This window comes from Azospirillum argentinense (assembly GCF_000632475.1).
GTDB lineage: Bacteria > Pseudomonadota > Alphaproteobacteria > Azospirillales > Azospirillaceae > Azospirillum > Azospirillum baldaniorum.
In genome coordinates, this window is record NZ_CP007797.1 from 244,543 (window position 1) to 266,517 (window position 21,975).

The window sequence follows — 21,975 nt, forward strand, 5'->3', positions numbered from 1 at the left end:
GGTTACCAGGCCGGGACCACGGCACCCTTGAAGCGGTCGAGGATGAACTGCTTCACCTCGTCGCTCTGGTACACCTTCACCAGCGTGGCGACCCACGGCTTGTCCTGGTCGGCCTTGCGGACGGCGATGACGTTGGCGTAGGGGCTCTCGCTGGCCTCGCGGGCGATGGCGTCCTTGTTCGGGTCCAGGCCGGATTCCATGGCGAAGTTGGTGTTGATGACCGCCACGGTCACGTCGTCCAGCGAGCGCGGGAGCTGCGCGGCGTCGAGTTCCAGGATCTGGAGCTTCTTCGGGTTCTCGGCGATGTCGAGCGGCGAGGCCTTCAGGCCGGCGCTCTCCTTCACCTTCAGCAGGCCCTTGGCCTGGAGCAGCAGCAGGGCGCGGCCGCCGTTGGTCGGGTCGTTGGGGATGGAGACCTTGGCGCCGTCGGGCAGCTCGTCCAGGCTCTTCACCTTCTTCGAATAGACGCCCATCGGGAAGATCACCGTCTTGGCGACGCTGACCAGCTCGTAGCCGCGGTCCTTCACCTGATTGTCCAGGTAGGGCTGGTGCTGGAAGGAGTTGGCGTTCAGGTCGCCCTGGGCCAGCGCCTGGTTCGGGATGACGTAGTCGGAGAACTCCAGAACCGTCAGGTCGAGGCCCTCCTTGGCGGCCAGCGGCTTCACCTTTTCCAGGATCTGGCCGTGCGGGCCGGGGGTGACGCCGATCTTCAGGGCTTCGGCCGACGCGCTAACGGCGGTCGCCAGGGTCGCGATGCCGGCCACCAGACCAAAGGCCGCGCCGAGCACACGGGTACGGAACATCTCCAACTCCTCAGGACTTCAGGTTGCGTTTGTTGACGCGGCGGGCGATCCAGTCGCCCGTCGATTGAACGATCTGCACCAGCACGATCAGCACGATGACCACGGCCAGCATCACCTCCGGCAGGAAGCGCTGGTAGCCGTAGCGGATGCCGAGGTCGCCCAGGCCGCCGCCGCCGACGGCACCCACCATGGCCGAATAGCCGATCAGGCTGACCACCGACAGGGTCAGGCCCAGCGCAATGGCGGGCATCGCCTCCGGCAGCAGGACCTTGCGGATGATCTGGAAGGGCGTGGCGCCCATGGACTGCGCCGCCTCGATCAGGCCGCGGTCGACCTCGCGCACGGCGCCCTCGACGATGCGGGCGATGAAGGGCACGGCGGCGACCGTCAGCGGCACGATGGCCGCGGCGGTGCCGATGGAGGTGCCGGCGATCAGGCGGGTGAAGGGGATGATCGCCACCACCAGGATGATGAAGGGGGTGGAGCGCGTCATGTTCACCAGCACGCCGGCGACCCGGTTGAAGGTGAGATTCTGCAACAGCTCCCCCCGGCCGGTGACGGCCAGGAGCACGCCCAGCGGAAGGCCCAGCGCCGTGCCCAGAAGGCCCGACACCGCCACCATGTAGAGCGTGTCGAGAAGCGCCTTAAACAGCAGCGCGTAGATTTCCGGGGACAGCATGACCGAGCACCTCGACACCGAGCTTGTTGACGTTGAGGAGGCTGATGGCCGCCTCGATGGACTGCGGGTTGCCGATGGCCTCCACCACCAGCGTTCCGAAGGGCGCGCCCTGGATCTCGTCGATCTGGCCGTGCCAGATGTTCAGGTCCAGGTTCATCTTGCGGCTGATCGCGCTGATCACCGGGGAGGTCGCGCGCTCGCCCGTGAAGGTGATGCGCAGCACCATGTTCGACCCCGGCACCGGCGTCGCCGACAGGCGGGCGCGTAGACTGTCCGGGATGCCGCGGTTGATGACCGGATCGACGAAGGTTTTCGTCGTCTCGTGCTTGGGGTGCGCGAAGATGTCGAAGACCGGCCCCTGCTCGATGATCCGCCCGTTCTCCATCACCGCCACCTTGTGGCAGATCTCCTTGATGACGGCGATCTCGTGGGTGATCAGGACGATGGTCAGGCCCAGCCGCTTGTTGATGTCGGCCAGCAAGTGGAGGATCTGGGTCGTCGTCTCCGGGTCCAGCGCGGAGGTCGCCTCGTCCGACAGCAGCACCTTGGGCTTGCTGGCCAGCGCGCGGGCGATGCCGACGCGCTGCTTCTGCCCGCCCGACAGCTCCGCCGGGTAGCGGTCGCGCTTGTCGGTGAGGCCGACGAGGTCGAGCAGCGGCTCCACCGTCGCGCGGATCTGCGCCTTCGCCACCCCGGCCAGCTCCAGCGGCAGGGCGACGTTGTCGAACACCGTGCGCGAGGACAGCAGGTTGAAGTGCTGGAAGATCATGCCGATGCTGTGCCGCGCTTCGCGCAGATCGCGCGGCGACAGGGCGGTGACGTCCACCCCGTCGACCAGCACGCGGCCCGATGTCGGCTTCTCCAGCAGGTTCACGGTGCGCAGCAGCGTGGATTTGCCGGCGCCCGAACGCCCGATGATTCCGTAGATCTCGCCGCGCCCGATGGTCAGGTTGATGTCGGCGAGCGCCTGGACCGGCTGGCCGGTGCCGCGGGACGGGTAGGTTTTCTGAAGCTGTTCGAAGGTTATCATACGCTCTTGGCCTCCCGACGCGCGCCCAGATCGCGGGCCGCGTCGCGCAGGACGGTCTTCTGGATTTTACCGGTCGATGTCTTCGGCAGATCGCTGAACACAACGGTGCGCGGCACCTTGTAGTGCGCAATGCGGTCCCGGCACCATTGAATTATCTCGGACTCAGAGGGGCGTTCGCTGCCGGGCTTCACCGTCACGAAGGCGCAGGGGCTCTCGCCCCAACGATCGTCGGGGCGGGCGACCACGGCGGCCTCCAGAACGGCGGGGTGCCGATACAACGCTTCCTCCACCTCCAGGGACGAGATGTTCTCGCCGCCCGATATGATGATGTCCTTGCTGCGGTCCTTCACCTCGATATAGCCGTCGGGATGCAGCACGCCCAGGTCCCCGGTGCGGAACCAGCCGTCCTTCAGCGCCTCCTTGGTCGCCGCGGGGTTCTTCAGATAGCCCTTCATCACCGTGTTGCCGCGCAGCGCGATCTCGCCGATGGTCTGCGCGTCGGCGGGCACCGGCCGGCCGGTCTCGCGGTCGAGCACGGTGGCGTCCTCCACCGCGACGTGGTTCACCCCCTGCCGCGCGAACTGCAGGGCCAGCCCGTCGGCGTCGAGATCCTCCCAGCCCTCCTGCGGGGCGCAGACGGTGGCCGGGCCGTAGCATTCGGTCAGCCCGTACATATGCACCACCTCGAAACCCAGCGCCGTCATGCCGGCGAGGACCGCGGAGGGCGGGGCGGCGCCGCCGGTGCCCACGATGACGCGGCGGGGGGCGTGCCCCCGCACCGCCGCAGGGGCGTGGATCAGCATGTTCAGCACGATCGGCGCGCCGCACAGATGGGTGACGCCCAACTCCGCGATGGCGTCGAAAATTGCCGCCGGCTCCACCCGGCGCAGGCAGACATGGGTGCCGCCCGCGGCGGTGACCGCCCAGCTGTAGGTCCAGCCGTTGCAGTGGAACATCGGCAGCGTCCACAGGAAGACGCTCTCGGGCCGGACGTTCAGGGTGAAGGCGTTGCCCAGCGCGTTCAGATAGGCGCCGCGGTGGTGGTAGACGACGCCCTTGGGGTTGCCGGTGGTGCCGCTGGTGTAGTTCAGCGCGATGGCCTGCCACTCGTCGTCCGGCCCGCGCCAGGGGGCGGGGTCGGCAGCGGCGAGGAAGTCCTCATACTCCACGGCACCCAGCGACGGCGCGTCGGGCGCCTGCTCGTCGGCGATCTCCACCAGCGTGACGGGGCGCTCCGTCCGGGCGAGCGCCGCCTTGGCGACCGGCGACAGCTCGCGGTCGACGATCAGCAACACCGTTTCACTGTGGTCCAGGATGAAGGCGATGGCCGCGGCATCCAGCCGGGTGTTCAGCGCGTTCAGGACTGCGCCGGCCAGCGGCACCGCGTAGTGCGCCTCCAGCAGCGCCGGGACGTTGGGCGCCAGCACCGACACCGTGTCGCCCCGACCCACCCCGGCCCGCAGCAGCGCCCCGGCGAAGCGCCGTACCCGGTCGTGGAACTGCGCGTAGGTGATGGTGCGGCGGCCGTGGCGGATGGCCGGCTTGTCCGGATAGACCTTCGCCGCGCGTTTCAGGAAGCTGAGCGGGCTGAGCGGGACGTGGTTCGCGGGGTCGGGGGCGAGACCGCGGTCGAAGATCGAGGCGGTGCGGCTGAACGGGCCGGTCATGACGGAGCTTCCTGGAAAGAATCGCTTTCGACTTCCCCTCTCCCCTCAGGGGAGAGGGTTAGGGTGAGGGGGTTGCGCGTGGCGCCACGTCCGGCAAAAGCACAACGCGCGTGGCGCCACGTCCGGCAAAAGCACAACCCCCTCACCGGCCCTCCGGGCCACCCTCTCCCCGGAGGGGAGAGGGCTATGACAACCGGCGACGCTCACCAGGTCGGGATGATGGTGCCGTTGAAGCGCGTGTTGATGAAGTCCCGCACCTCGGCGGAGCGATACAGTTCGATGAAGCGCTTGATCGCCGGGTCCTCGGCGCGATCCTTGCGGACGGCCCAGACGAGGTGCCATTTCGACTGGTCGTCCTCCAGAACCAGGGCGGTCTTCGGGGTCAGCCCGGCCAGGACCGCGTAGTTCAGCGTGATGACCGAGGCGTCCACGTCGTCGAGCGAGCGCGGAAGCTGGGCCGCGTCCAACTCCACCAGCTTGATCTTCTTCGGGTTGGACGCGATGTCGGCGATGGAGGTGTTCAGGCCCGCCCCGTCCTTCAGCCCGATCACCCCGGCCTTGGCCAGCAGGAACAGCGCGCGGGCGCCGTTGGTCGGGTCGTTGGGGATGGAGACGCTGGCCCCCTCCTTCAGGTCGGCCAGCGATTGCACCTTCTTCGCGTAGATGCCCATGGGCACGACGATGCTCTTGGCGACCGGCACGATGTCGTAGCCGCGCTGCTTGATCTGGTTGTCCAGGAAGGGCTGGTGCTGGAAGTTGTTGGCGTCGATGTCGCCGGACTGCAGCGCCGCGTTGGGCATGTTCCAGTCGGTGAACTCGATCACCTCCGCCTTCAGGCCTTCCTTGGCGGCGATCTTTGCCGTGTATTCCAGGATCTCGCCATAGGGACCGGCGGACACGCCGAGCTTGAGGGCCGCGGCGCCGGCGCCGGTGGAAACGGTGAGAAGGGCGGCGGTGACAATGGACGTCAGAAAGGCTTTCACGGAACGGGTCCTTTATCGGCGGTGTGGAATATTGGGATCGGGCGCGGGGTCGGTGTGAAATGTGGGCGCGCGATCAGCGCCGCCGCACTCCGGAGCGCCGGGCCGCCAACTGTTTGGCGGCGCGCTCGGCCTGTCCGACGTTGCGGAAGGTCTGGCGGTCGAGGTCCTTGAAGGACCAGTCGGACACGAAGAAGGTGAAGCCGCCCTGGCCGGCGACGACAATGCCGGCGGACCGGCCCTGGACCTCGATGGCGTAGGCGTTGGACGTGCTCATGACGGTGTTCTCCCTCGGCCCGCGGCGCTGTGGCGCGCGGGTTTCATACGGATCGGATGCTGGACGGGACGGCTTGGCGCGCTGAGGTCAGCGGCGACACGAGGCGTTGCGCATTCGGCAACACAGACCCGTCACGGTGCCGGTCCGATCGGCTGGGGAGGGGTTGGTCATCATGGTCATTCCGGTCACTCCTTTCAGAGTTCCACGACCGGTATCGTGGCGCTTTAGCGTTTGGTGACGCGGCGCAAGCTGGCGATCAAATTGCCGCGGGGCGCCCCCCTTGGGCGTCCGGCTTTTTATCTACAATGTAAGTGGGCATTCGGTCAAGGCGGAAAGTGAATTGATTTTGTGAAAATGAGCATACAGCCATCAATTTTTGTTAATTAGTCGCTGCTGCCATGATGGTCGGCACTCAGCGCCGGCCGCTCTCGCTCGCTGTCTCCCGCGGTCGGCTCTGCGCGTAATGCAGCGACAGGGCGCGGATCTGCTCCTCCGTCAGGTTGCGCACCGCGGCGCCCATGATCCTGGAGAGCGGCGTGTCGCCGTGGGCGTCCCTCTGCCAGAGGCGGAGCTGGTCGGCGATGTAGCTCGCGTGCTGCCCGTCGAGGCGGGGGTAGCGCGGGTCGCGGTCCTCGCCGTGGCAGCCGGAGCAGGCCGGCACGCCGGTGTCGCGGTCGCCGGACTCGGCCAGCCGGGCGCCCAGTTCCAGCAGGGCCGGATCGGCATCGGCGGGCGGGGGCGGGTAGGGCGCCGCCGTCTGCCCCGCATAGTGGTCGGCGAGGCTGCGCAGGATCGAATCGTCCAGCCCGGCGGCCACCGGCTGCATGATGCCGCTGTGCCGCCCGCCCTCGGCGTAGGCCTTCAGCGCGTGGAAGAGATAGTCGGCGTTCTGGCCGGACAGGCGGGGGAAGGCGGCGGCGCTGTCCCCGGCGCCGCCCCCGGCGCCGTCATAGCCGTGACAGCGCGCGCAATTGTCCAGAACCTCACGGGCAGAGCCGTCCAGCATCGCCAGATCGCTCAGCGCCGAGCGGTCGCCGTCCGGCGGCGTCTCCCCGAAGGCCAGACGGCGGTACTCCTCGGCGCTCATGCTGTCGAGCCGGCGCAGGAAGGCGGCCACCGCCCACGGCTCGTCGTCGCGCGCCTGCGCCGGCCAGGCGGGCATGCCGGCGTATTTGATGCCGTTGTAGGTGATCCAATAGAGCTGCTTGTCCGTCCAGTCCCCGGCATGGCCCGGCAGGAAGGGCGGGGTGGGCAGCATGTGGCGCGAAATCGGGTTGCGTCCGACGTCGGGCGCGCCGTGGCAAGGGGCGCAGCCGTCCTCGTAATGGCCGGCGCCACGCCGGATCAGCGCTGGGTCGTCGAGGTCGGGCGGATCGCCGACGAAAGCGGCGTGCGTCTCGATGGAGCTGCGCATCGCCATGCTGAAGAACCAGTGGACCGGCGGCCAGTGCTCCTTGCTGGCGGCGATGCTGTAGAGCCCCGACCAGGCGAACAGGAAGCCCCCCACCGCTTGGGCGCCCAGAACCAGCCCGATGATCGTCAGAACTCTGCGCATGGATGGGACGCTCCGCCGGTTGTGAGTGTTCGTCCCCGAATGAATGCTCCCTCGCTGACCGAAGTTCCGGCGGAACCTGCGGCCTTGCCGTGAGTTTAGCCGTGCAACGACGCCGCCCGCCGCCGCGGGCCAACGCCGCGAGGGGGGTGCATGGACCGCAGGTCTGGCCGCAGCGAGGGACACAGACGGAAGTGGCAGGGGGCGGCCCTGGCTGGCGGAATGGGGCTCCTGGCGGCTTGCGAGCGGGGTCCGCAATCCGCGCTCCACCCCGCCGGGCGCAACGCCGAGGCGATCCTCGACCTGACGCTGATTCTGGTCGCCGGGGGCGGGGTCATCTTCCTTTTCGTCATGGCGCTGGCGGGGTACGCCGTCATCGCCCGGCCGGAGCGCTTTCCCGGAAGCCGCGCCTGGATCATCGGCGGCGGCCTCGTCTTTCCCATCGTCACGCTGACCGCGCTTCAGGTCTACGAGTTCGCCGTGGCCCGGCAACTGTCGGACACCGGTGGGGTGGAGCCGCTGCGCGTCGAGGTCACCGGCTACATGTGGTGGTGGGAGGTCCGCTACCCCGACGTGAGTTTAGAAGGGGCCGGGGAGGGCGGTGAGGTCCTGCGCAGCGCCAACCGCCTCGTCATCCCGGCCGGGCGCCCGGTGGAGGTGGTGGTGACCGCGGCGGACGTCATCCACAGCTTCTGGGTGCCCAGCCTGGGCGGCAAGATGGACATGATCCCCGGCCACGAGAACCGGCTGATCCTGGTCGGGGAGCGGCCCGGCACCTACCGCGGCCAGTGCGCCGAGTACTGCGGCGCCCAGCACGCGCTGATGGCCTTCGACGTGGTGGTGGAGCCGCCCGAGCGCTTCGAGGAATGGCTGGCCGCCGAGCGCCGCCCCGCCGCCGAACCCGACGGGCCGCAGCAGGCCGCCGGACGCGACGCCTTCCTGCGCGCCGGCTGCGGGTCCTGCCACACGGTGCGCGGCACGCCGGCCAACGGGGCGGCCGGGCCGGACCTGACCCATGTCGGCGGGCGCGGCGCGCTGGCCGCCGGGACGCTGCCCAACACGCCGGAGGCGCTGGCCGGCTGGATCGCCGGGGCGCAGCACATCAAGCCGGAAAACCGCATGCCGTCCTTCCCGATCCTGGGCGGCGACGATCTGCACGCCATCGCCGTCTGGCTGGAGAGCCTGAAATGACCCCGCCGCTCGACGATGCCGCCCTGCCCAACCGCCTGCCGCGCCCGAAGGAGGAGCTGGAGGCGCTGAAGCGCGCCTGGAAGCCGACCTCCGGCCTCGGCCTGCTGAAGGAGGTGAACAACAACATCATCGGGGTGATGTACATCGCCACGGCGCTGCTGTTCTTCGTCATCTCGGGCACGCTGGCGCTGGTCATGCGGACACAGCTCGCCGTGCCGGAGAACGACGTGCTGGGGCACAGCCTCTACAACCAGTTCTTCACCGTGCACGGCACGGGCATGATGTTCCTGTTCGCCGTGCCCATCGTCGAGGCCATCGGCGTCTTCCTGCTGCCCTCCATGCTGGCGGCGCGCGACCTGCCCTTTCCGCGGCTGTCGGCCTTCGCCTTCTGGGCCTATCTGTTCGGCGGGCTGGCCTTCTTCTGCTCGCTGATCTTCGAGGTGGCGCCGGACGGCGGCTGGTTCATGTACCCGCCGCTGACCAGCATGAAGTTCTCGCCGGGCATCAACGCCGACTTCTGGCTGCTCGGGATCGGCTTCATCGAGATTTCGGCCATCGCCGGGGCCATCGAGATCATCGTCGGCATCCTGCGCACCCGTCCGCCCGGCATGACGCTGGACAAGATCCCGGTCTATTGCTGGTCGATGCTGGTCATGGCCGGGATGATCGTCTTCGCCTTCCCGGCGGTGATCATCGCGACCGCGCTTCTGGAGATCGAGCGCGCCTTCGACTGGCCCTTCTTCATCGCGGAGCGGGGGGGCGACCCGCTGCTCTGGCAGCACCTGTTCTGGTTCTTCGGCCATCCGGAGGTCTACATCATCTTCCTGCCGGCGGCGGGGCTGGTGTCGATGATGGTGCCGGCGCTGGCGCAGCGGCCGCTGGTCGGCCATGACTGGGTGGTGGTGGCGCTGGTCGGCACGGGCTTCTTCAGCTTCGGCCTGTGGGTGCATCACATGTTCGCCACCGGCATCCCGCCGCTGAGCCTCAGCTTCTTCTCCGCCGCCAGCATGGCCGTGTCGGTGCCCGCCGGCATCCAGGTCTTCGCCTGGATCGCCACGCTGGGCAAGGGGCGGCTGCAATGGACGGTGGCGACGTGGTTCCTGCTGGGCTTCCTGTTCATCTTCGTGGCCGGCGGCCTGACCGGCGTGATGGTGGCGGTCATCCCCTTCGACTGGCAGGCCCATGACAGCTACTTCGTGGTGGCCCACCTGCATTACGTGCTGATCGGCGGCATGGTCTTCCCGGTCTTCGCCGGGCTGTATCACTGGTGGCCGACGATGAAGGGCACCATGCTGTCGGAGCGGCTGGGGCGCTGGGCCTTCTGGATGATGTTCATCGGCTTCAACGTCGCCTTCTTCCCCATGCATATCAGCGGCCTGATGGGCATGCCGCGCCGCGTCTACACCTACCCGGGGGATCTGGGCTGGAACGTCCTGAACATGATCTCCACCGTCGGGGCCTTCGTGATGGCCTTCGGCGTCCTGCTGGTGCTGATCGACATGGCGCGCGACGCCTTCGGCCGGGGCCGCCCGGCGCCGGAGAATCCGTGGAAGGCAGGGACGCTGGAGTGGATTCCGAACGACGACTACGCGACGCGCAGCATCCCGCACGTCCGCTCGCTCTACCCGCTGTGGGACAACCCGAACCTGTCGCGCGAGGTGCAGGAGGGCGCCCACTACCTGCCCGGCGCGCCGACCCGCCGGCGCGAGACCATCGTGACCAGCCCGATCGAGGCCCGGCCCCAATATCTCATGCCGATGCCCGGCCCGCACTGGAGCCACTTCCTGGCCGGGCTGTTCACCGCCGCCCATTTCATCTGTCTGGCGGTGCAACTCTACTGGGTGTCGCTGGTGCCGGGGGTGCTGGCCATCGCCTCGGTCTTCTGGTGGGTGTGGGGCCTGGACAAGGGGGCCGACCATCCGCCGCAGGACGTTGGCGGCGGCTGGCGCGTGCCGGTCTATCTTCAGGGATCGGAGAACCATTCCTGGTGGGGGACGGCGGTCCTGCTGCTGGTCGACGGGACGGCCTTCGCCTGCCTGTGCTTCACCTACGTCTTCCTGTGGACGGTCAGCCCCGACGTCTGGCCGGTGGGCACCGACGCCCTGCCGGGGCTGGGGTGGCTGTTTGGCGAGGCGGCGCTCTGGATCGTGGCGGCGGGCGCGATGCTGCTGGCGAGCCGCGCCGTGGCCCATAACCGCTCCTGGACGATGCGGGGCGCCCTGCTTGTTGGTCTCCTGCTGATGCTGGCCGCCGGGGTGGCCGAGCCCTACAACCGCATCGGCAGCGGGCTCGTGGCGTCGGAGAGCGCCTATGGCGCCATCGTCTACATGCTGGCCTCCTGGCAGGTCTTCCACGTCGTGATCCTGGTTCTGATGACCGGCTTCACGCTGGCGCGCTCCTTCGCCGGGCGGCTGCACGCGCGGCGCCGGGTCACCTTCGACAATGTGATGCTGGTGTGGCTCTACACCTGCGGGCAGGGGATCGTGTCCCTCCTGCTGGTGCATCTGTTTCCGCGTCTGGCCGTGTGAGGTGGACCATGGAAAGGACGGCGTTCACCGCGACCTTCACCGGGATGATGTCGGCCTTCCTGATCTGGGCGGCCCATTTCGCGGCGGTCTACGGCATCAACGGGCTGATCTGCGCGCGCGAGTGGGACGGGGTGGAGTGGTACGGCCACCCCGTCGCGGTGGTGCTGATCCTCGGCGCCACGGTGGTCGCGCTGCTGCTGGCCGCGGGCGTGCTGGCGGCGGCGCTGTGGGGCGCCGCGCCGGGCCGGCGGGCCAGCGAGGACCCGCGCCGCTTCATCCGCCTGTTCACCGGGCTCGCCGCCGCGGGCTCGCTGGTCGCCATCCTGTGGAACGGGCTTCCTGCCCTGCAGGTGCCGGCCTGCGGTTAGCCCGACCGCTTCATTCCGGAATCAGGCGCCGGTAGAGGTGCCAAGTGGCGTGGCCGAGCACCGGCATGACGATCACCAGCCCGACGAAGGCGGGCAGCGAGCCGAGAAGCAGGCCACCGGCCACGATCAAACCCCAGAGCGCCATGGGCTCGGGATTCCTCAGCGTGGCACGGACGGAGGTGCGGATGGCCGTCGCCACGCCGACCCGGCGGTCCATGAGGAGCGGGAAGCTGACCACGCTGATCGCCAGCGCCAGAACGGCGAACAGGAAGCCGACACCCATCCCCAGCACAATCATCGCCCAGCCAGCGCGGGTGGTGAACAGCGCCTGGACGAAGGCGCTCCAGCCCTCCGGCGCCAGCGGGGCAAGGGTCGCCATGTAGATGAGCTGCGCCGCCACGAGCCACAGCAGGAACACCGCCGTCAGGATCGCCCCCATCGCCAGGATCGCCCCGAAGGCCGGGGAGCGTGCCACGCCGAAGGCGTCCGCCCAGGACACGGGGTCGCCCCGCTCGCGCCGGCGGCTCATCTCGTAGAGGCCGACCGCGGCGAAGGGGCCGATCAGCACGAAGCCGGAGGCCAGCGGGAACAGCAGGTGCAGCGCGTTTCCGTGGAGCAGAAGTTCGGCCAGCAGCAGCCCGACCAGCGGGTAGATCAGGGCGATGAAGAGGACGTCGGTCCGGCAGGCCATGAAATCATGGAGCCCCTTCCGCAGGGCGTCGCGCAGGTCGTCGCCGCGGATGCGCCGCACCGTGGGCTCCAGCGCCGCCCGTTCCCGCGCTGGCGGGGCGATGGCGTGGCCCGCTTCGGCCAAGCCGTGGGACCAGGACTTGAAATGGGCCGCTCCCCATTCCGCAGGGTTTCGGATGGTCATGTCCGTTCCTCCCGAACCGTTCGTTCAGGGGGTGCGAGCCCGCCCGTGCCCGGTCGCGGCCTTCGCTGTCGCGGCCCGGCGGTCACAGGAGATCCCGCGCCCCGCCATGCACGGATGATACGCCGACGAATGGTTGGCGGCATTGTTCATTGGAGGAGGGGAGGGCGCTGGGGCACCGCCGGGTTTTCCGGAACCGGCTCCTGTCCTATTGTCCCGACCGTAGGGAAACGACACCGGGGATGGGGATGGCGGACGAGGAAACCCGCAAGGCCGTGCTGGCCCGCGTTCATGGCAAGGTGCAGGGTGTGTGGTACCGCGGCTGGACCGTGGACACGGCCAATCGGCTGGGGTTGGCCGGCTGGGTGCGCAACCGCGGCGACGGCACGGTGGAGGCGCTGTTCGCCGGCCCGGCGGGCGCCGTCGACCGGATGCTGGAGGCTTGCCGCCGCGGCCCCTCCGCCGCCATCGTCAGTGACATCGCCGTCGAGCCGGCCCGCGATCCCGGTCCGGGCGTGTTCGAGCAACGTCCGACGCAGTGACGGCTGGGGATGGTTAGCGTTCTGTTAGCCATGCGGGGCTAGGCTGTCGGGTGTGGATGGGGGAGCGGATCGCCTTGCCCCCACCCCGGCCCTCCCCCGCTTCGCAGGGGAGGGAGATATTCGCGGAGCGGCGGCAGTCCCCTCCCCTGCGAAGCGGGGGAGGGTTAGGGAGGGGGCAATCGGATCGGCATGAGCGGCAAAAGGCCAAAATCTGCGCTTCTGCACCGCGCCACTCTGAGCCTCCTGCTCCTCAGCGTGCTGGCAACCGGAGCCGCCTGGGCCAAGGGGCCGCTCGACCGGACGGAGCCGGGGCACATGCCGCCGGTGCCGCCCGGCGGCTATAACCTGCCGCTGTCGCCGCCGGTGGTCCAGTTCCCGTTGCCGCCGCAATGGGTCACGATCCGCTCCACCCAGGACTGGCGGCACGCCGGGACCTTCGAGAAGGAACTGAGCAAGTCCTGCGCCTCCCGTCAGTTCCGGGAGCAAATGCCCATGCGCTACCGCGCCATTTTCAAAGGCGAGGTCCTGGGCGTCGCCTTCGGCCACGGCCTGAACCTGCACGACCCGAAGAAGCAGGCAAACCGCAAGCTGATCTATCTGTTCCGCAACGGCGACAGCACCGGCTGCACCATCGTGTCGATCACCAACGAGGATCTGCGCGTCCTCAACGACGCGCAGGCCGGCGGGGTGCCGCCGAAGCGGTAGAGGTCACTCCTCTGCGGCCGCGCCGCCGAAGACCTCCGCGAAGCTGGCGATCAGGGCGGCGTCCACATCCTCCATGGCGACGAGATGGCCGAGCGCCACGATGGAGGTCACGCCATGCTCGCTGATGCCGCAGGGGACGATGCCGGCGAAGTGGGACAAGTCCGGCTCGACGTTCAGGGCGACGCCGTGGAAGCTGACCCAGCGGCGCACCCGCACGCCGATGGCGGCGATCTTGTCCTCCTGGCCGGGGGCTCCGCCGTAAGGTCCCTTGTCCACCCAGATGCCGACGCGGCCCTCCCGCCGTTCGCCGCGGATGTTGAAGGCGGCCAGCGTGCGGATCAGCCACTCCTCCAGATCCTGGACGAAGGCGCGGATGTCGGCGCCGCGCGTCTTCAGGTCGAGCATCACATAGGCCACGCGCTGCCCCGGCCCGTGGTAGGTGAACTGCCCGCCGCGCCCGGCCTGATAGACGGGAAAGCGGCCCGGCTCCAGCAGGTCCTCCTCCCGCGCGCTGGTTCCGGCGGTGTAGAGGGGCGGGTGCTCCAGCAGCCAGACCAGCTCCGGCGCGGTGCCGGCGCGGATGGCTTCGACGCGCGCCTCCATCTCGGCCAGCGCGTCGGGGTAGGGGACGGGCGTGTCGCTGATGCGCCACTCCACCGCCCGCGCCGGGGCGGCGGGAACGGCATCGTCACGGGCATCGGCGAACGGCGGAACGGGGGCGGTGAGGTCGGTCATGCCGACGTTATGAACTTTCTTTGGCAAAAACGCGAGACGCCGCTTGATCGGTCATCGGGGATCTGCTATTCCCCCGCTCCACCCGATGACGGGAGTGATCCCGACGTCGGTTCTACCAGCCTTGTGCGGTCGTGGCGGAATTGGTAGACGCGCAGCGTTGAGGTCGCTGTGGCAGAGATGCCGTGGAAGTTCGAGTCTTCTCGACCGCACCATCCCCCCGAAACGGGGGATTTGGCAAACAAACGAAAAGCCCGCCGGTCCATCGGACCACAGCGGGCTTTTTCGTTTTTGGGCCGTCTTTCGTTGTCAGGCTGCCTTTTCCAGGCAATTCCCCCTCAGCGGAACTCCACATACTGGTCGAGCGCGACGCGGCGCATGGTCTGCACGATGTAGGGCTGCGCGTTGTGCACCGTCACCAGCCCCTTGGCGTCGCGGCAGCGGTTGGCGAGGACGAACAGCATGCCGATCGCCGCGGAGTCGAGGAAGGTCAGATAGCGCAGGTCCAGCCGCACGTCGGGCCGCGCGCCGATGTCCCAGTCCGCCAGCAGGTCGTGGAACTTGCGGCTGTCGTCGTAGGTGAAACGCCCCGACAGCATGATCCCCTCCTGACCGTCGATGTCGGTGTAGGCGTACTCCATCGTCACATCCGCTGGCCGGTGGTGTCGGTTCTTCTCGGGCTGCGCGAGGTGAAAAGCCCCGCGCGCATTATGGGTGCACGAATTGTGAAGCCCACGCAAGCAATTGCGCGCAGGGCTGGAGGTCCCGAGCCGGCCCGCCGGGCTGGACAAAAGGGCGGCACACCTATATTCGGTGGGCGCCCCGGCGGGAACCCGCAAGGGCTCCCCACCAACCCGCAAACGCCGGTGCGCCATGGTCGGCCGATCGCAGGACCATGCCGTCACGCCGCATTGCCATCGTGAAGGGAGGGTGCCGCCATGCACACCGACCGCCAGGAACCGGATCGTATCCAGGACGATGTGCCGCACCCGGCCCAACGCCCCGACCCGCCCCGCGAGGACGGCGAGGAGGAGCGCGCCTATGGTGTGGAGCCCGAGTTCGTCGAGGAGGTCGTCGAACGGCTGCACGCCGGACGGCGCGACGAGCTGCGGGCCGAGCTGGACACGCTTCATCCCGCCGACATCGCCGACCTGATCGAGCAGCTGGGCCACGATGACCGGGAGTCGCTGATCGGCGTCCTGCGCCCCGACTTCGACGGCGAGGTGCTGAGCTACCTCAACCCCGATCTCCGCGAGGAGATCGTCGAGCTGTTCGAGCCGAAGGAACTGGCCGCCGCCGTCGCGGAGCTGGACACCGACGACGCCGTCGACGTCATCGAGGATCTGGACGAGGACACCCGGCGCGAGGTTTTGGAGAATCTGCCGGCCGCCGACCGCGCGCTGGTCCAGGAGAACCTGACCTACGACGAGTACACCGCCGGCCGCCTGATGCAGCGCGATCTGGTGGCGGTGCCGCAGTTCTGGACGGTGGGCAAGACCATTGACTATGTCCGCGCCGCCACCGACGAGCTGCCGGAGGATTTCTACGACATCTTCGTCGTCGATCCGATGCACCGGGTGGTCGGGGCGGTGCCGCTGTCGCGCCTGCTGCGCCAGAAGCGGTCGGTCCGCATCGCCGATCTGGTGACGGGGGAGGTGGACACCATCCCCGCCACCATGGACCAGGAGGAGGTGGCGAACCTGTTCCGCCAATACGCCCTGGTCTCCGCCCCCGTGGTGGACGCTGGCGGGCGGCTGATCGGCGTCATCACCGTCGACGACGTGGTCCACATCATCGACGAGGAGGCCGAGGACGACATCGGCAAGCTGGGCGGCGTCGGCGACACCTCCATCTACCGCTCGGTTCTGGAAACCTCGCGCTCGCGCATTTCCTGGCTGGGGCTGAACCTGTTCACCGCCTTCGCGGCGGCGGGCGTCATCTCGCTGTTCGAGGCGACCATCGAGCAGATCGTGGCGCTGGCGGTGCTGATGCCGATCACCGCCTCGATGGGCGGCAACGCCGGGACCCAGACCCTGACCGTGGCGGTGCGCGCCCTGGCGACGCGCGAGTTGTCGTCCTCCAACGCGCCCCGCGTGGTGGGCAAGGAGGTTCTGGTCGGGCTGCTCAACGGCGCCGTCTTCGCCACGCTGGTGGGGGCCATCGCCGCGACGTGGTTCGAGCCGATGATCGGCCTCGTGATCGGCTGCGCCATGGTCATCAACCTGTTCGTCGCCGGGCTGTGCGGGGTGCTGATTCCCATCGGGCTGGACCGGCTGGGCGTCGATCCGGCGGTGGCGAGTTCGGTCTTCCTGACCACCATGACCGACGTCATCGGGTTTCTGTCCTTCCTGGGGCTGGCGTCGCTTTTGTTGCTGTAGGGATGTGCCGTGGAGGAATCGTCAATGAGCGCCCATCCCAACACAGCGGCTCCCCGACACAAGGGGCGCCATCGCTCGGGCGGCACGCATCGGTCGTGATCCGGAGGTTGAGGCGGCGTGCTGGTCATCAAGCAGCCCTTTCGGCGCATCGGCGAGATACGACTGTGCTCTACGACGCCGTTGTCCCCGATGGCTGATGCTTGACTCGAAAGCGCTTTTCCAGCTCGTCGATCAGCCTTCGCACCCATGATGTTACGGCGGAATGCGGACGATCGCTTTCGCTCTCGTCGGTCCGGCCGGACGGCCATGCCTTGAAAATGTCGATGACTTCGCGTTCCCTTGATATGATTTTGGTGCTGAACATCTCGCCTATCGTTTCGGCTTTCGCGATCTCGGCCGCCTCGAAACCACGGAGTCGTGCTTCATAGAGGGTGGAATTGGTGATGAACTTTGCGATCACCGCAAAAAGATCGATGATCACGATAGTGGCAAACATTGCCAGCATCCAATAGCTGGAGCCATCACCCTCTCCGCGGAAATCGGCCCTTATGGTATCGATCATCTCGCGCAGCAGGTCGGTTTTTGATCCTTCCAAACGTTTCTTCGCGTTGGCGATTCTCGTCTGTTGTTCGTCGATGCTATATTTCAGGTTATTCAAAGATCCATTGCTGATTCTATTTTTTTCTTCATATTCTTTGATCTCTTCGTTGATCTTTGTGATGGATTCTTCTTGGAATTTGGCGTCTGTAGCCTGAAAAATAGAGAGGTTAATCCGCTCTACATCCTGTCTCAATTGATCTATTTTTATGTATATTTTGCAGGCATTCGTATTTTTGTGCTTCGCTGCGCAGTCTAGTTCTCCTCTCGGTCCGGCCTCGCGAGGGGCTTTGTTGAGGGATAACCCAAAGTCGGACTGCGGGTCGCATGAGGAGAAATTTCCATATTCTCGTTCATTTTTCAGCATGCACTCAAGTTTGGCTTTGTCGTTTAGCAAGAAGTCGCGCTGTGTTGAAAACTCCTTCAGGCCCGTGGTGTTTGGCGACGATAGGGATTTCTCGCGTTCGCGGAGAGCTGCAAGCGATTTGTCCGATTCTGTTTTTGTTGCTTCTGCTTCTCCAAGATTTGTCCTCAGGATGCCTATTTGCTCTTCCATGTTGCGAAGATCAATTGTTTTCTCCAGTCTTGCTTTGAGAAATTCCTTGTGGAAGTCAATGTTCAGTTGGGCGCCGATCACGCAAGACATGAACAGGGCAAAGGCAAATCGCCAGGAGATACGCGCAAGCGACATCTTTTCAGCAGTGACAATGGACAGGTCGAAAGCATAAATAATGGATGTATACAACAGAGTGCCGAAACTCACCGCCAATAGGGTTGTGAGTGCGCTTGCTCCCGACGATGCGCAAAGCTCCCGGACGAACGACGCCGAACCAAAGGCCGCCATGGCTGTCGTGGTGGCGATAGCAATGGCCAGGGCTACGCGCGCAGCCCAGTGCTTCAGTCTTAGTCCCTGCATCAACTCCCGATCGGTACCGAAGAAGCTCCATAGTTTCGTGGCGGGGCTGCTGGAAATGCGTGCACGTGATAACCCCATATTGTCAAAAGGATCGAAAATCTTGTTGGGAAATATTTCTTTTGAGCGCTTCCACATCTTTTTGATTTGGAGCGTGTCATGGGCAATTCCCACGGACTCCTTTAGAAAAAAACGAAATATTCTGCGAAACAACCAAAGAAAAGATAGACTAATAAAAATCCACGCGAATACAAAAATTACTCCGCTGAAGGCGCTGTCCGATATCGAGGCTGTCTGAATAATTTCTGAAATTGCTTTATTGATGGCGGTCACTATATTGGATGTTGTATCTTTTAATATTTCCTGTACTGACATAATTTCCTCTTTTCTATTCGTTTAGTAGTAGGTAAGATTCAAATCTCGGTTGATTAATGATCAGGTCCGAGAAAATCCTCGGAAGGAATCGGGTCTTGTTTCTCAAGAAGCATGGCTGATGTAGCTTCTCCATCCGGCGGGTATATTGTATATGCCAGAAGGTAAATTGGAAAGCTCTCTAATTGGCTTTGCAGAAAAGCATATCATTGTATGCTTTGGTGCGCGAATGTTCATGTGATTGCATGGGCAGTGTTTTGTACAGAAAATGATAATCCCGCCAAGAATCAATTGAACAAGAAAAATAAGTTTTTCTCGTATTGTACTTCATAAAAGCTGGACTGTGAGGTTGCTGTGAAAAGATTTATTTCTATCATATAGGATGGAAGCCGCCGACGCGGCGGCTTTGTCCCGGCCATCTATGAGAAGGAAAATCTGCGGGTTGAGCCAACGAAAAGGGGCTTGCCAAAGGCGGTTCTCTTCCGGATGATCCGCGCATTGGCTGGGGTGCCGTGCGGGATGCGCTCGCGCGGCTGAGATCACACCCATCGAACCTGTCTGGATAATGCCAGCGAAGGGAGCCGCCGCATGGTATCCGCGCCTTCATTTCATTCCGATTCCGCAAAGCCCACCGTCGCCGTGGTCGGCGCCGGTGTGATCGGCCTGTCCATCGCCTGGAGACTGGCCGCCGCCGGCTGCCGGGTGGAGGTCTTCGACCGTGGCGCCGCCGGCCGGGGCGCCAGCCACGCCGCGGGCGGCATGCTCGCCGCCTGCGTGGAGACCGAACCCGGCGAAGAGAGCCTTCTGCCGCTGACCCGCGCCTCGCAGAACCTGTGGCCCGCCTTCGCGGCGGAGCTGGAGGCCGCCTCCGGCATGGCGGTGGACCTGCGCGACGAAGGCACCATGGTCATCGCGCTGAACGCCGACGACGCCGCCAAGGTGCGCTTCCTGCACGATTTCCAGACCAAGCTCGGCCTGCCGGTCGAGTGGTTGAGCGGGGCGGAGGTGCGGCGGCGCGAGCCCTACCTCCAGCCGGGCGTGGCCGGCGCGCTCTTCTGCGCCGGCGACCATCAGGTGGACAACCGCAAGGTCGCCGCCGCCCTGCACGCCGCTGCTTTGCGGGCTGGTGCCGTGGTGCACGAGTATGCAGAGATCGGCCGCATCGAGGTCCGTGGTGGTCGCGCCGTTGGCGTCCAGGTTGGTGACCGGCTGGTCGAGGCCGACCATGTGGTCCTGGCCGCCGGGGCGTGGTCGGGCTGGATAGACGGGCTGTCCCCGGCGGTGCGTCCGCCCGTGCGTCCGGTGAAGGGGCAGATGCTCTGCCTGCGCATGGACGCCCGCCTGCCGCTGCTGCGCCATGTGGTGTGGACCCCCGGCACCTACCTGATCCCGCGGCTGGACGGGCGGCTGTTGGTCGGCGCCACGACGGAGGAGCGCGGATTCGACGACCGGCTGACCGCGGGGGGCCAGTTCGCCCTGCTGGAAGGGGCGTGGCGTGCCCTACCGGGTATCGCCGAACTGCCCATCGAAGAGGCGTGGGCCGGTTTCCGCCCCGGCACCCGCGACGACGCCCCGATCCTCGGCCTCTCGGAGGTGGAGGGGCTGGTCTACGCCACCGGGCACCACCGCAACGGCATCCTGCTGACCCCGGTCACCGCGGATTCGATCGCGCGGCTGATCCTGACCGGGGAGGCCGATCCGGTGATCCGCCCCTTCGCGCTCGACCGCTTCGCCCAGCCCAGAGGAGCCGCGGCATGAGCGCGCGCATCCGCGTCAACGGGCGGGAGGAGGATCTCGCCGCCCCCACCGTCGCCGCCCTGCTGGCCGGGCGGGGAATCGCCGCGGGCACCCGCGGGGTCGCGGTCGCCCTCAACGGCGCCGTCCTGCCGTCCCGCCGCTGGGACGAGACGCCGCTGTCCGCGGGCGACGCCCTGGAGATCATCCGCCCCGTGCAGGGCGGCTGAAATTCTCACCCGCCGGAGCGCGGGTCCGACATTCAAGGAAACACCCATGAACGACACGCTCACCATAGCGGGCCGTGAGTTCCGCTCGCGCCTGTTTCTCGGCACCGCCGGCTATCCGAACCAGCAGGTCATGCTTGACGCGCTGGCGGCCAGCGGCAGCGAACTGGTCACTCTGGCCATCCGCCGCATCAGCCTGGACGGCTATTCGGAAAGCCTCGTCGACGTCATCGGGGACCGCGCCGGACTGCTGCCCAACACCGCCGGCTGCCTGACCGCCAAGGAGGCGGTGCTGACTGCGCAGCTCGCCCGCGAGGCGCTGGATGTGGACTGGATCAAGCTGGAGGTCATCGGCGACCGCGAGCTGCTCTACCCCGACGTCGAGGAGCTGCTGCGCGCGACGGAGGAGCTGGTGGCCGATGGCTTCACCGTTCTGCCCTACTGCAACGACGATCCGGTGACCTGCCGCAAGCTCGCCGATCTGGGTGCGGCGGCGGTGATGCCGCTGGGCGCCTTCATCGGCTCGGGGTTGGGCATCCGCAACCCGCACGCCATCGAGACGATCTGCGCGCGCAGCCCGGTGCCGGTGGTCCTGGACGCCGGAATCGGCACGGCGTCGGACGCCGCCCTGGCGATGGAGCTGGGCTGCGCCGCCGTCCTGCTGAACACCGCCGTGTCGAAGGCACGCGATCCGGTGCGCATGGCGGCGGCGATGCGCGACGCGGTGGCGGCGGGGCGGGCGGCCCGTCTGGCCGGGCGCATGCCGAAACGGGCCTTCGCGGAGGCGTCGAGCCCGCAGCTCGGCTTGATCGGAACGTAAGGCTGGCGCAGGGTAAGGGCCGCCCGAACACAATCAGAGAGACCCGAGACGTGCCCAAGACCTTCGAACCGCGCGATCCGGACTGGGAGGCGCGCTGCCGCGCCGGCTTCGAACGCCAGCCGATCTGCAAGACGCTGGGGATCGAGCTGACGCGGCTGGAGCCCGGCTTCTGCGAAATGCGCCTGCCGTTCCGCGCCGACCTGACGCAGCAGCACGGCTTCTTCCACGCGGGCATGGTCAGCACGCTGGCCGACAACGCCGGGGGCTACGCCGGCTACACGCTGATGCCGACGGGCAGCGAGGTCCTGGCGGTGGAGTTCAAGGTCAATCTGATGTCGCCGGCCAAGGGCGAGGTGATGATCGCCCGGGCCCGCGTGTTGAAGCCGGGCCGCACCCTGACCGTCACCAGCGTCGAGATCTCGATGCTCGACGGCGGGGTGGAGAAGGACTGCGCCATCATGCAGCAGACCTTGTTCTGCCAGGCCCCCGCCTGACCCGCCCCAACCCCTTCCATCCGATCCAGGAGGTTCGCATGCCGCTGTCGCGTCTTTTCGGTGCCGCGCTGATCGTCGGGGCCGCCACCGTCGCCCTGGCCCAGCCGGCCTTCGCCCAGAAGAAGGAGCCGCCGGCCTGCGGCGCCGTGTCCTTCCGCGCCATCGCCCCCGGCGCGCCGGACGGGGAAACCGACGCCGGCCTCTACAAGTCCCGATTCGGCAAGATCGAGGTGAAGGCCGAGGTCAAGGGCGGGCAGGCCACCAACTACTACATGGTGCTGAACGGCAAGCGCATCGACGCGTCGGCCAACCCGCCCAAGGCCGCCGATTCCTGCCTGAAATCCAAGAGCGTCAAGCTGCCCTACCAGAAGCAGGCGGCGGGCGCCTGCACCGGCAACCGCTTCCGCGTGGTCATCGACCGCTCCGGCAAGCAGCCGGTGGCCCTGTTCTTCGGCCTGCACGGCGACGATTGGGCCTATTGCAGCGGCACGACGCTGGAAAAGGGCGCCTGACGA

22 protein-coding genes, 1 tRNA gene and 1 riboswitch are annotated in these 21,975 nt (G+C 66.8%); of the genes, 12 read left to right on the plus strand and 11 right to left on the minus strand.

Annotation, left to right across the window (positions count from 1 at the left end; translation table 11 throughout):
- Positions 1-2: 2 nt before the first annotated feature.
- From ABAZ39_RS30400 to ABAZ39_RS30430, 7 genes are all read right to left on the minus strand, one after another.
- Positions 3-803 (minus strand): MetQ/NlpA family ABC transporter substrate-binding protein, encoded by an 801-nt coding sequence (locus ABAZ39_RS30400; RefSeq protein ID WP_051658757.1) that lies wholly within the window; start codon positions 801-803, stop codon positions 3-5.
- A 10-nt stretch (positions 804-813) separates the two neighbouring features.
- Positions 814-1,482 carry a methionine ABC transporter permease gene (locus ABAZ39_RS30405; protein WP_103039689.1) on the minus strand — a complete coding sequence of 223 codons (669 nt, stop codon included), beginning with the start codon at positions 1,480-1,482 and terminating at the stop codon, positions 814-816.
- Entirely contained in the window at positions 1,448-2,512 is a 1,065-nt protein-coding gene (locus ABAZ39_RS30410; RefSeq protein WP_040138040.1) for a methionine ABC transporter ATP-binding protein, read from the minus strand. Before ABAZ39_RS30410 ends, ABAZ39_RS30405 begins: the two co-directional genes overlap by 35 nt.
- Positions 2,509-4,179, minus strand: a complete 1,671-nt coding sequence (locus tag ABAZ39_RS30415; protein ID WP_040138042.1) for an acyl-CoA synthetase — start codon at positions 4,177-4,179, stop codon at positions 2,509-2,511. Before ABAZ39_RS30415 ends, ABAZ39_RS30410 begins: the two co-directional genes overlap by 4 nt.
- 203 nt (positions 4,180-4,382) lie before the next feature.
- Positions 4,383-5,162: a MetQ/NlpA family ABC transporter substrate-binding protein gene (locus ABAZ39_RS30420; protein ID WP_014198187.1), complete on the minus strand. Its 780-nt coding sequence runs from the start codon at positions 5,160-5,162 to the stop codon at positions 4,383-4,385.
- Positions 5,163-5,235: 73 nt separating this feature from the next.
- A complete protein-coding gene (locus ABAZ39_RS30425) occupies positions 5,236-5,436 on the minus strand; it encodes a hypothetical protein (RefSeq protein WP_040138044.1) in 201 nt (66 codons plus the stop codon).
- 412 nt (positions 5,437-5,848) lie between these two features.
- Positions 5,849-6,991 carry a c-type cytochrome gene (locus tag ABAZ39_RS30430; protein ID WP_040138046.1) on the minus strand — a complete coding sequence of 381 codons (1,143 nt, stop codon included), beginning with the start codon at positions 6,989-6,991 and terminating at the stop codon, positions 5,849-5,851.
- Between the two features lie 219 nt (positions 6,992-7,210).
- On the opposite strand from ABAZ39_RS30430, the gene coxB reads away from it, so the two are divergent.
- Genes coxB through ABAZ39_RS30445 form a run of 3 tightly spaced genes read left to right on the plus strand, consistent with a single transcriptional unit; the run spans position 7,211 to position 11,075 of the window.
- Positions 7,211-8,179, plus strand: a complete 969-nt coding sequence (coxB, locus tag ABAZ39_RS30435; RefSeq protein ID WP_247874999.1) for a cytochrome c oxidase subunit II — start codon at positions 7,211-7,213, stop codon at positions 8,177-8,179.
- Complete coding sequence (gene ctaD, locus ABAZ39_RS30440) at positions 8,176-10,707, plus strand: cytochrome c oxidase subunit I (protein ID WP_040138048.1); 2,532 nt, start codon at positions 8,176-8,178, stop codon at positions 10,705-10,707. Before coxB ends, ctaD begins: the two co-directional genes overlap by 4 nt.
- An 8-nt stretch (positions 10,708-10,715) precedes the next feature.
- Positions 10,716-11,075, plus strand: a complete 360-nt coding sequence (locus tag ABAZ39_RS30445; RefSeq protein WP_081863449.1) for a hypothetical protein — start codon at positions 10,716-10,718, stop codon at positions 11,073-11,075.
- Between the two features lie 10 nt (positions 11,076-11,085).
- Here the strand turns inward: ABAZ39_RS30445 and ABAZ39_RS30450 are convergent, their stop codons facing one another.
- Positions 11,086-11,949: a DUF2189 domain-containing protein gene (locus ABAZ39_RS30450; protein ID WP_063922762.1), complete on the minus strand. Its 864-nt coding sequence runs from the start codon at positions 11,947-11,949 to the stop codon at positions 11,086-11,088.
- Between the two features lie 245 nt (positions 11,950-12,194).
- On the opposite strand from ABAZ39_RS30450, the gene ABAZ39_RS30455 reads away from it, so the two are divergent.
- Positions 12,195-12,488, plus strand: coding sequence for an acylphosphatase (locus tag ABAZ39_RS30455; RefSeq protein ID WP_040138391.1), 294 nt, complete (start codon positions 12,195-12,197; stop codon positions 12,486-12,488).
- A 189-nt stretch (positions 12,489-12,677) separates the two neighbouring features.
- The gene (locus ABAZ39_RS30460; protein WP_051658758.1) at positions 12,678-13,193 is read left to right on the plus strand and encodes a DUF8265 family protein; all 516 of its coding nucleotides are present in this window, start codon (positions 12,678-12,680) and stop codon (positions 13,191-13,193) included.
- Positions 13,194-13,196: 3 nt separating this feature from the next.
- Here the strand turns inward: ABAZ39_RS30460 and lipB are convergent, their stop codons facing one another.
- Complete coding sequence (lipB, locus tag ABAZ39_RS30465) at positions 13,197-13,928, minus strand: lipoyl(octanoyl) transferase LipB (RefSeq protein ID WP_040138051.1); 732 nt, start codon at positions 13,926-13,928, stop codon at positions 13,197-13,199.
- 125 nt (positions 13,929-14,053) lie between these two features.
- Between lipB and ABAZ39_RS30470 the strand changes: the two genes are divergently transcribed.
- A tRNA-Leu gene (locus ABAZ39_RS30470) sits at positions 14,054-14,140 on the plus strand.
- A gap of 123 nt (positions 14,141-14,263) precedes the next feature.
- On the opposite strand, the gene ABAZ39_RS30475 is transcribed toward ABAZ39_RS30470, so the two are convergent.
- Positions 14,264-14,566, minus strand: coding sequence for an STAS domain-containing protein (locus ABAZ39_RS30475; RefSeq protein WP_040138053.1), 303 nt, complete (start codon positions 14,564-14,566; stop codon positions 14,264-14,266).
- 297 nt (positions 14,567-14,863) lie between these two features.
- Here ABAZ39_RS30475 and mgtE point away from each other — a divergent pair, with 297 nt between their 5' ends.
- Positions 14,864-16,303: a magnesium transporter gene (gene mgtE / locus ABAZ39_RS30480; protein ID WP_040138054.1), complete on the plus strand. Its 1,440-nt coding sequence runs from the start codon at positions 14,864-14,866 to the stop codon at positions 16,301-16,303.
- A gap of 169 nt (positions 16,304-16,472) precedes the next feature.
- Here mgtE and ABAZ39_RS35235 read toward each other — a convergent pair whose 3' ends face one another.
- A complete protein-coding gene (locus ABAZ39_RS35235) occupies positions 16,473-18,188 on the minus strand; it encodes a DUF4407 domain-containing protein (RefSeq protein ID WP_081863452.1) in 1,716 nt (571 codons plus the stop codon).
- Positions 18,189-18,678: 490 nt separating this feature from the next.
- A riboswitch (TPP riboswitch) is annotated at positions 18,679-18,782 on the plus strand.
- Here ABAZ39_RS35235 and thiO point away from each other — a divergent pair.
- The 5 genes from thiO (at position 18,774) to ABAZ39_RS30510 (ending at position 21,972) form a co-directional block, all read left to right on the plus strand.
- Positions 18,774-19,943, plus strand: a complete 1,170-nt coding sequence (gene thiO, locus ABAZ39_RS30490; RefSeq protein ID WP_051658759.1) for a glycine oxidase ThiO — start codon at positions 18,774-18,776, stop codon at positions 19,941-19,943. (Overlaps the previous riboswitch by 9 nt.)
- Complete coding sequence (gene thiS / locus ABAZ39_RS30495) at positions 19,940-20,149, plus strand: sulfur carrier protein ThiS (RefSeq protein ID WP_014199889.1); 210 nt, start codon at positions 19,940-19,942, stop codon at positions 20,147-20,149. Before thiO ends, thiS begins: the two co-directional genes overlap by 4 nt.
- 46 nt (positions 20,150-20,195) lie before the next feature.
- Positions 20,196-20,966: a thiazole synthase gene (locus tag ABAZ39_RS30500; protein ID WP_051658760.1), complete on the plus strand. Its 771-nt coding sequence runs from the start codon at positions 20,196-20,198 to the stop codon at positions 20,964-20,966.
- Between the two features lie 50 nt (positions 20,967-21,016).
- Complete coding sequence (locus tag ABAZ39_RS30505; protein WP_040138057.1) at positions 21,017-21,460, plus strand: PaaI family thioesterase; 444 nt, start codon at positions 21,017-21,019, stop codon at positions 21,458-21,460.
- Positions 21,461-21,498: 38 nt separating this feature from the next.
- Positions 21,499-21,972: a hypothetical protein gene (locus ABAZ39_RS30510; RefSeq protein WP_040138058.1), complete on the plus strand. Its 474-nt coding sequence runs from the start codon at positions 21,499-21,501 to the stop codon at positions 21,970-21,972.
- Positions 21,973-21,975 lie beyond the last annotated feature (3 nt).

Bases quoted from the DNA above. Each gene is read 5' to 3' on its own strand.
- ABAZ39_RS30400 (WP_051658757.1), bottom strand. From the start codon at position 803: ATGTTCCGTACCCGTGTGCTCGGCGCGGCCTTTGGTCTGGTGGCCGGC.
- ABAZ39_RS30405 (WP_103039689.1), bottom strand. From the start codon at position 1,482: ATGCTGTCCCCGGAAATCTACGCGCTGCTGTTTAAGGCGCTTCTCGAC.
- ABAZ39_RS30410 (WP_040138040.1), bottom strand. From the start codon at position 2,512: ATGATAACCTTCGAACAGCTTCAGAAAACCTACCCGTCCCGCGGCACC.
- ABAZ39_RS30415 (WP_040138042.1), bottom strand. From the start codon at position 4,179: ATGACCGGCCCGTTCAGCCGCACCGCCTCGATCTTCGACCGCGGTCTC.
- ABAZ39_RS30425 (WP_040138044.1), bottom strand. From the start codon at position 5,436: ATGAGCACGTCCAACGCCTACGCCATCGAGGTCCAGGGCCGGTCCGCC.
- ABAZ39_RS30430 (WP_040138046.1), bottom strand. From the start codon at position 6,991: ATGCGCAGAGTTCTGACGATCATCGGGCTGGTTCTGGGCGCCCAAGCG.
- coxB (WP_247874999.1), top strand. From the start codon at position 7,211: ATGGGGCTCCTGGCGGCTTGCGAGCGGGGTCCGCAATCCGCGCTCCAC.
- ctaD (WP_040138048.1), top strand. From the start codon at position 8,176: ATGACCCCGCCGCTCGACGATGCCGCCCTGCCCAACCGCCTGCCGCGC.
- ABAZ39_RS30445 (WP_081863449.1), top strand. From the start codon at position 10,716: ATGGAAAGGACGGCGTTCACCGCGACCTTCACCGGGATGATGTCGGCC.
- ABAZ39_RS30450 (WP_063922762.1), bottom strand. From the start codon at position 11,949: ATGACCATCCGAAACCCTGCGGAATGGGGAGCGGCCCATTTCAAGTCC.
- ABAZ39_RS30455 (WP_040138391.1), top strand. From the start codon at position 12,195: ATGGCGGACGAGGAAACCCGCAAGGCCGTGCTGGCCCGCGTTCATGGC.
- ABAZ39_RS30460 (WP_051658758.1), top strand. From the start codon at position 12,678: ATGAGCGGCAAAAGGCCAAAATCTGCGCTTCTGCACCGCGCCACTCTG.
- lipB (WP_040138051.1), bottom strand. From the start codon at position 13,928: ATGACCGACCTCACCGCCCCCGTTCCGCCGTTCGCCGATGCCCGTGAC.
- ABAZ39_RS30475 (WP_040138053.1), bottom strand. From the start codon at position 14,566: ATGGAGTACGCCTACACCGACATCGACGGTCAGGAGGGGATCATGCTG.
- mgtE (WP_040138054.1), top strand. From the start codon at position 14,864: ATGCACACCGACCGCCAGGAACCGGATCGTATCCAGGACGATGTGCCG.
- ABAZ39_RS35235 (WP_081863452.1), bottom strand. From the start codon at position 18,188: ATGTCAGTACAGGAAATATTAAAAGATACAACATCCAATATAGTGACC.
- thiO (WP_051658759.1), top strand. From the start codon at position 18,774: ATGGTATCCGCGCCTTCATTTCATTCCGATTCCGCAAAGCCCACCGTC.
- thiS (WP_014199889.1), top strand. From the start codon at position 19,940: ATGAGCGCGCGCATCCGCGTCAACGGGCGGGAGGAGGATCTCGCCGCC.
- ABAZ39_RS30500 (WP_051658760.1), top strand. From the start codon at position 20,196: ATGAACGACACGCTCACCATAGCGGGCCGTGAGTTCCGCTCGCGCCTG.
- ABAZ39_RS30510 (WP_040138058.1), top strand. From the start codon at position 21,499: ATGCCGCTGTCGCGTCTTTTCGGTGCCGCGCTGATCGTCGGGGCCGCC.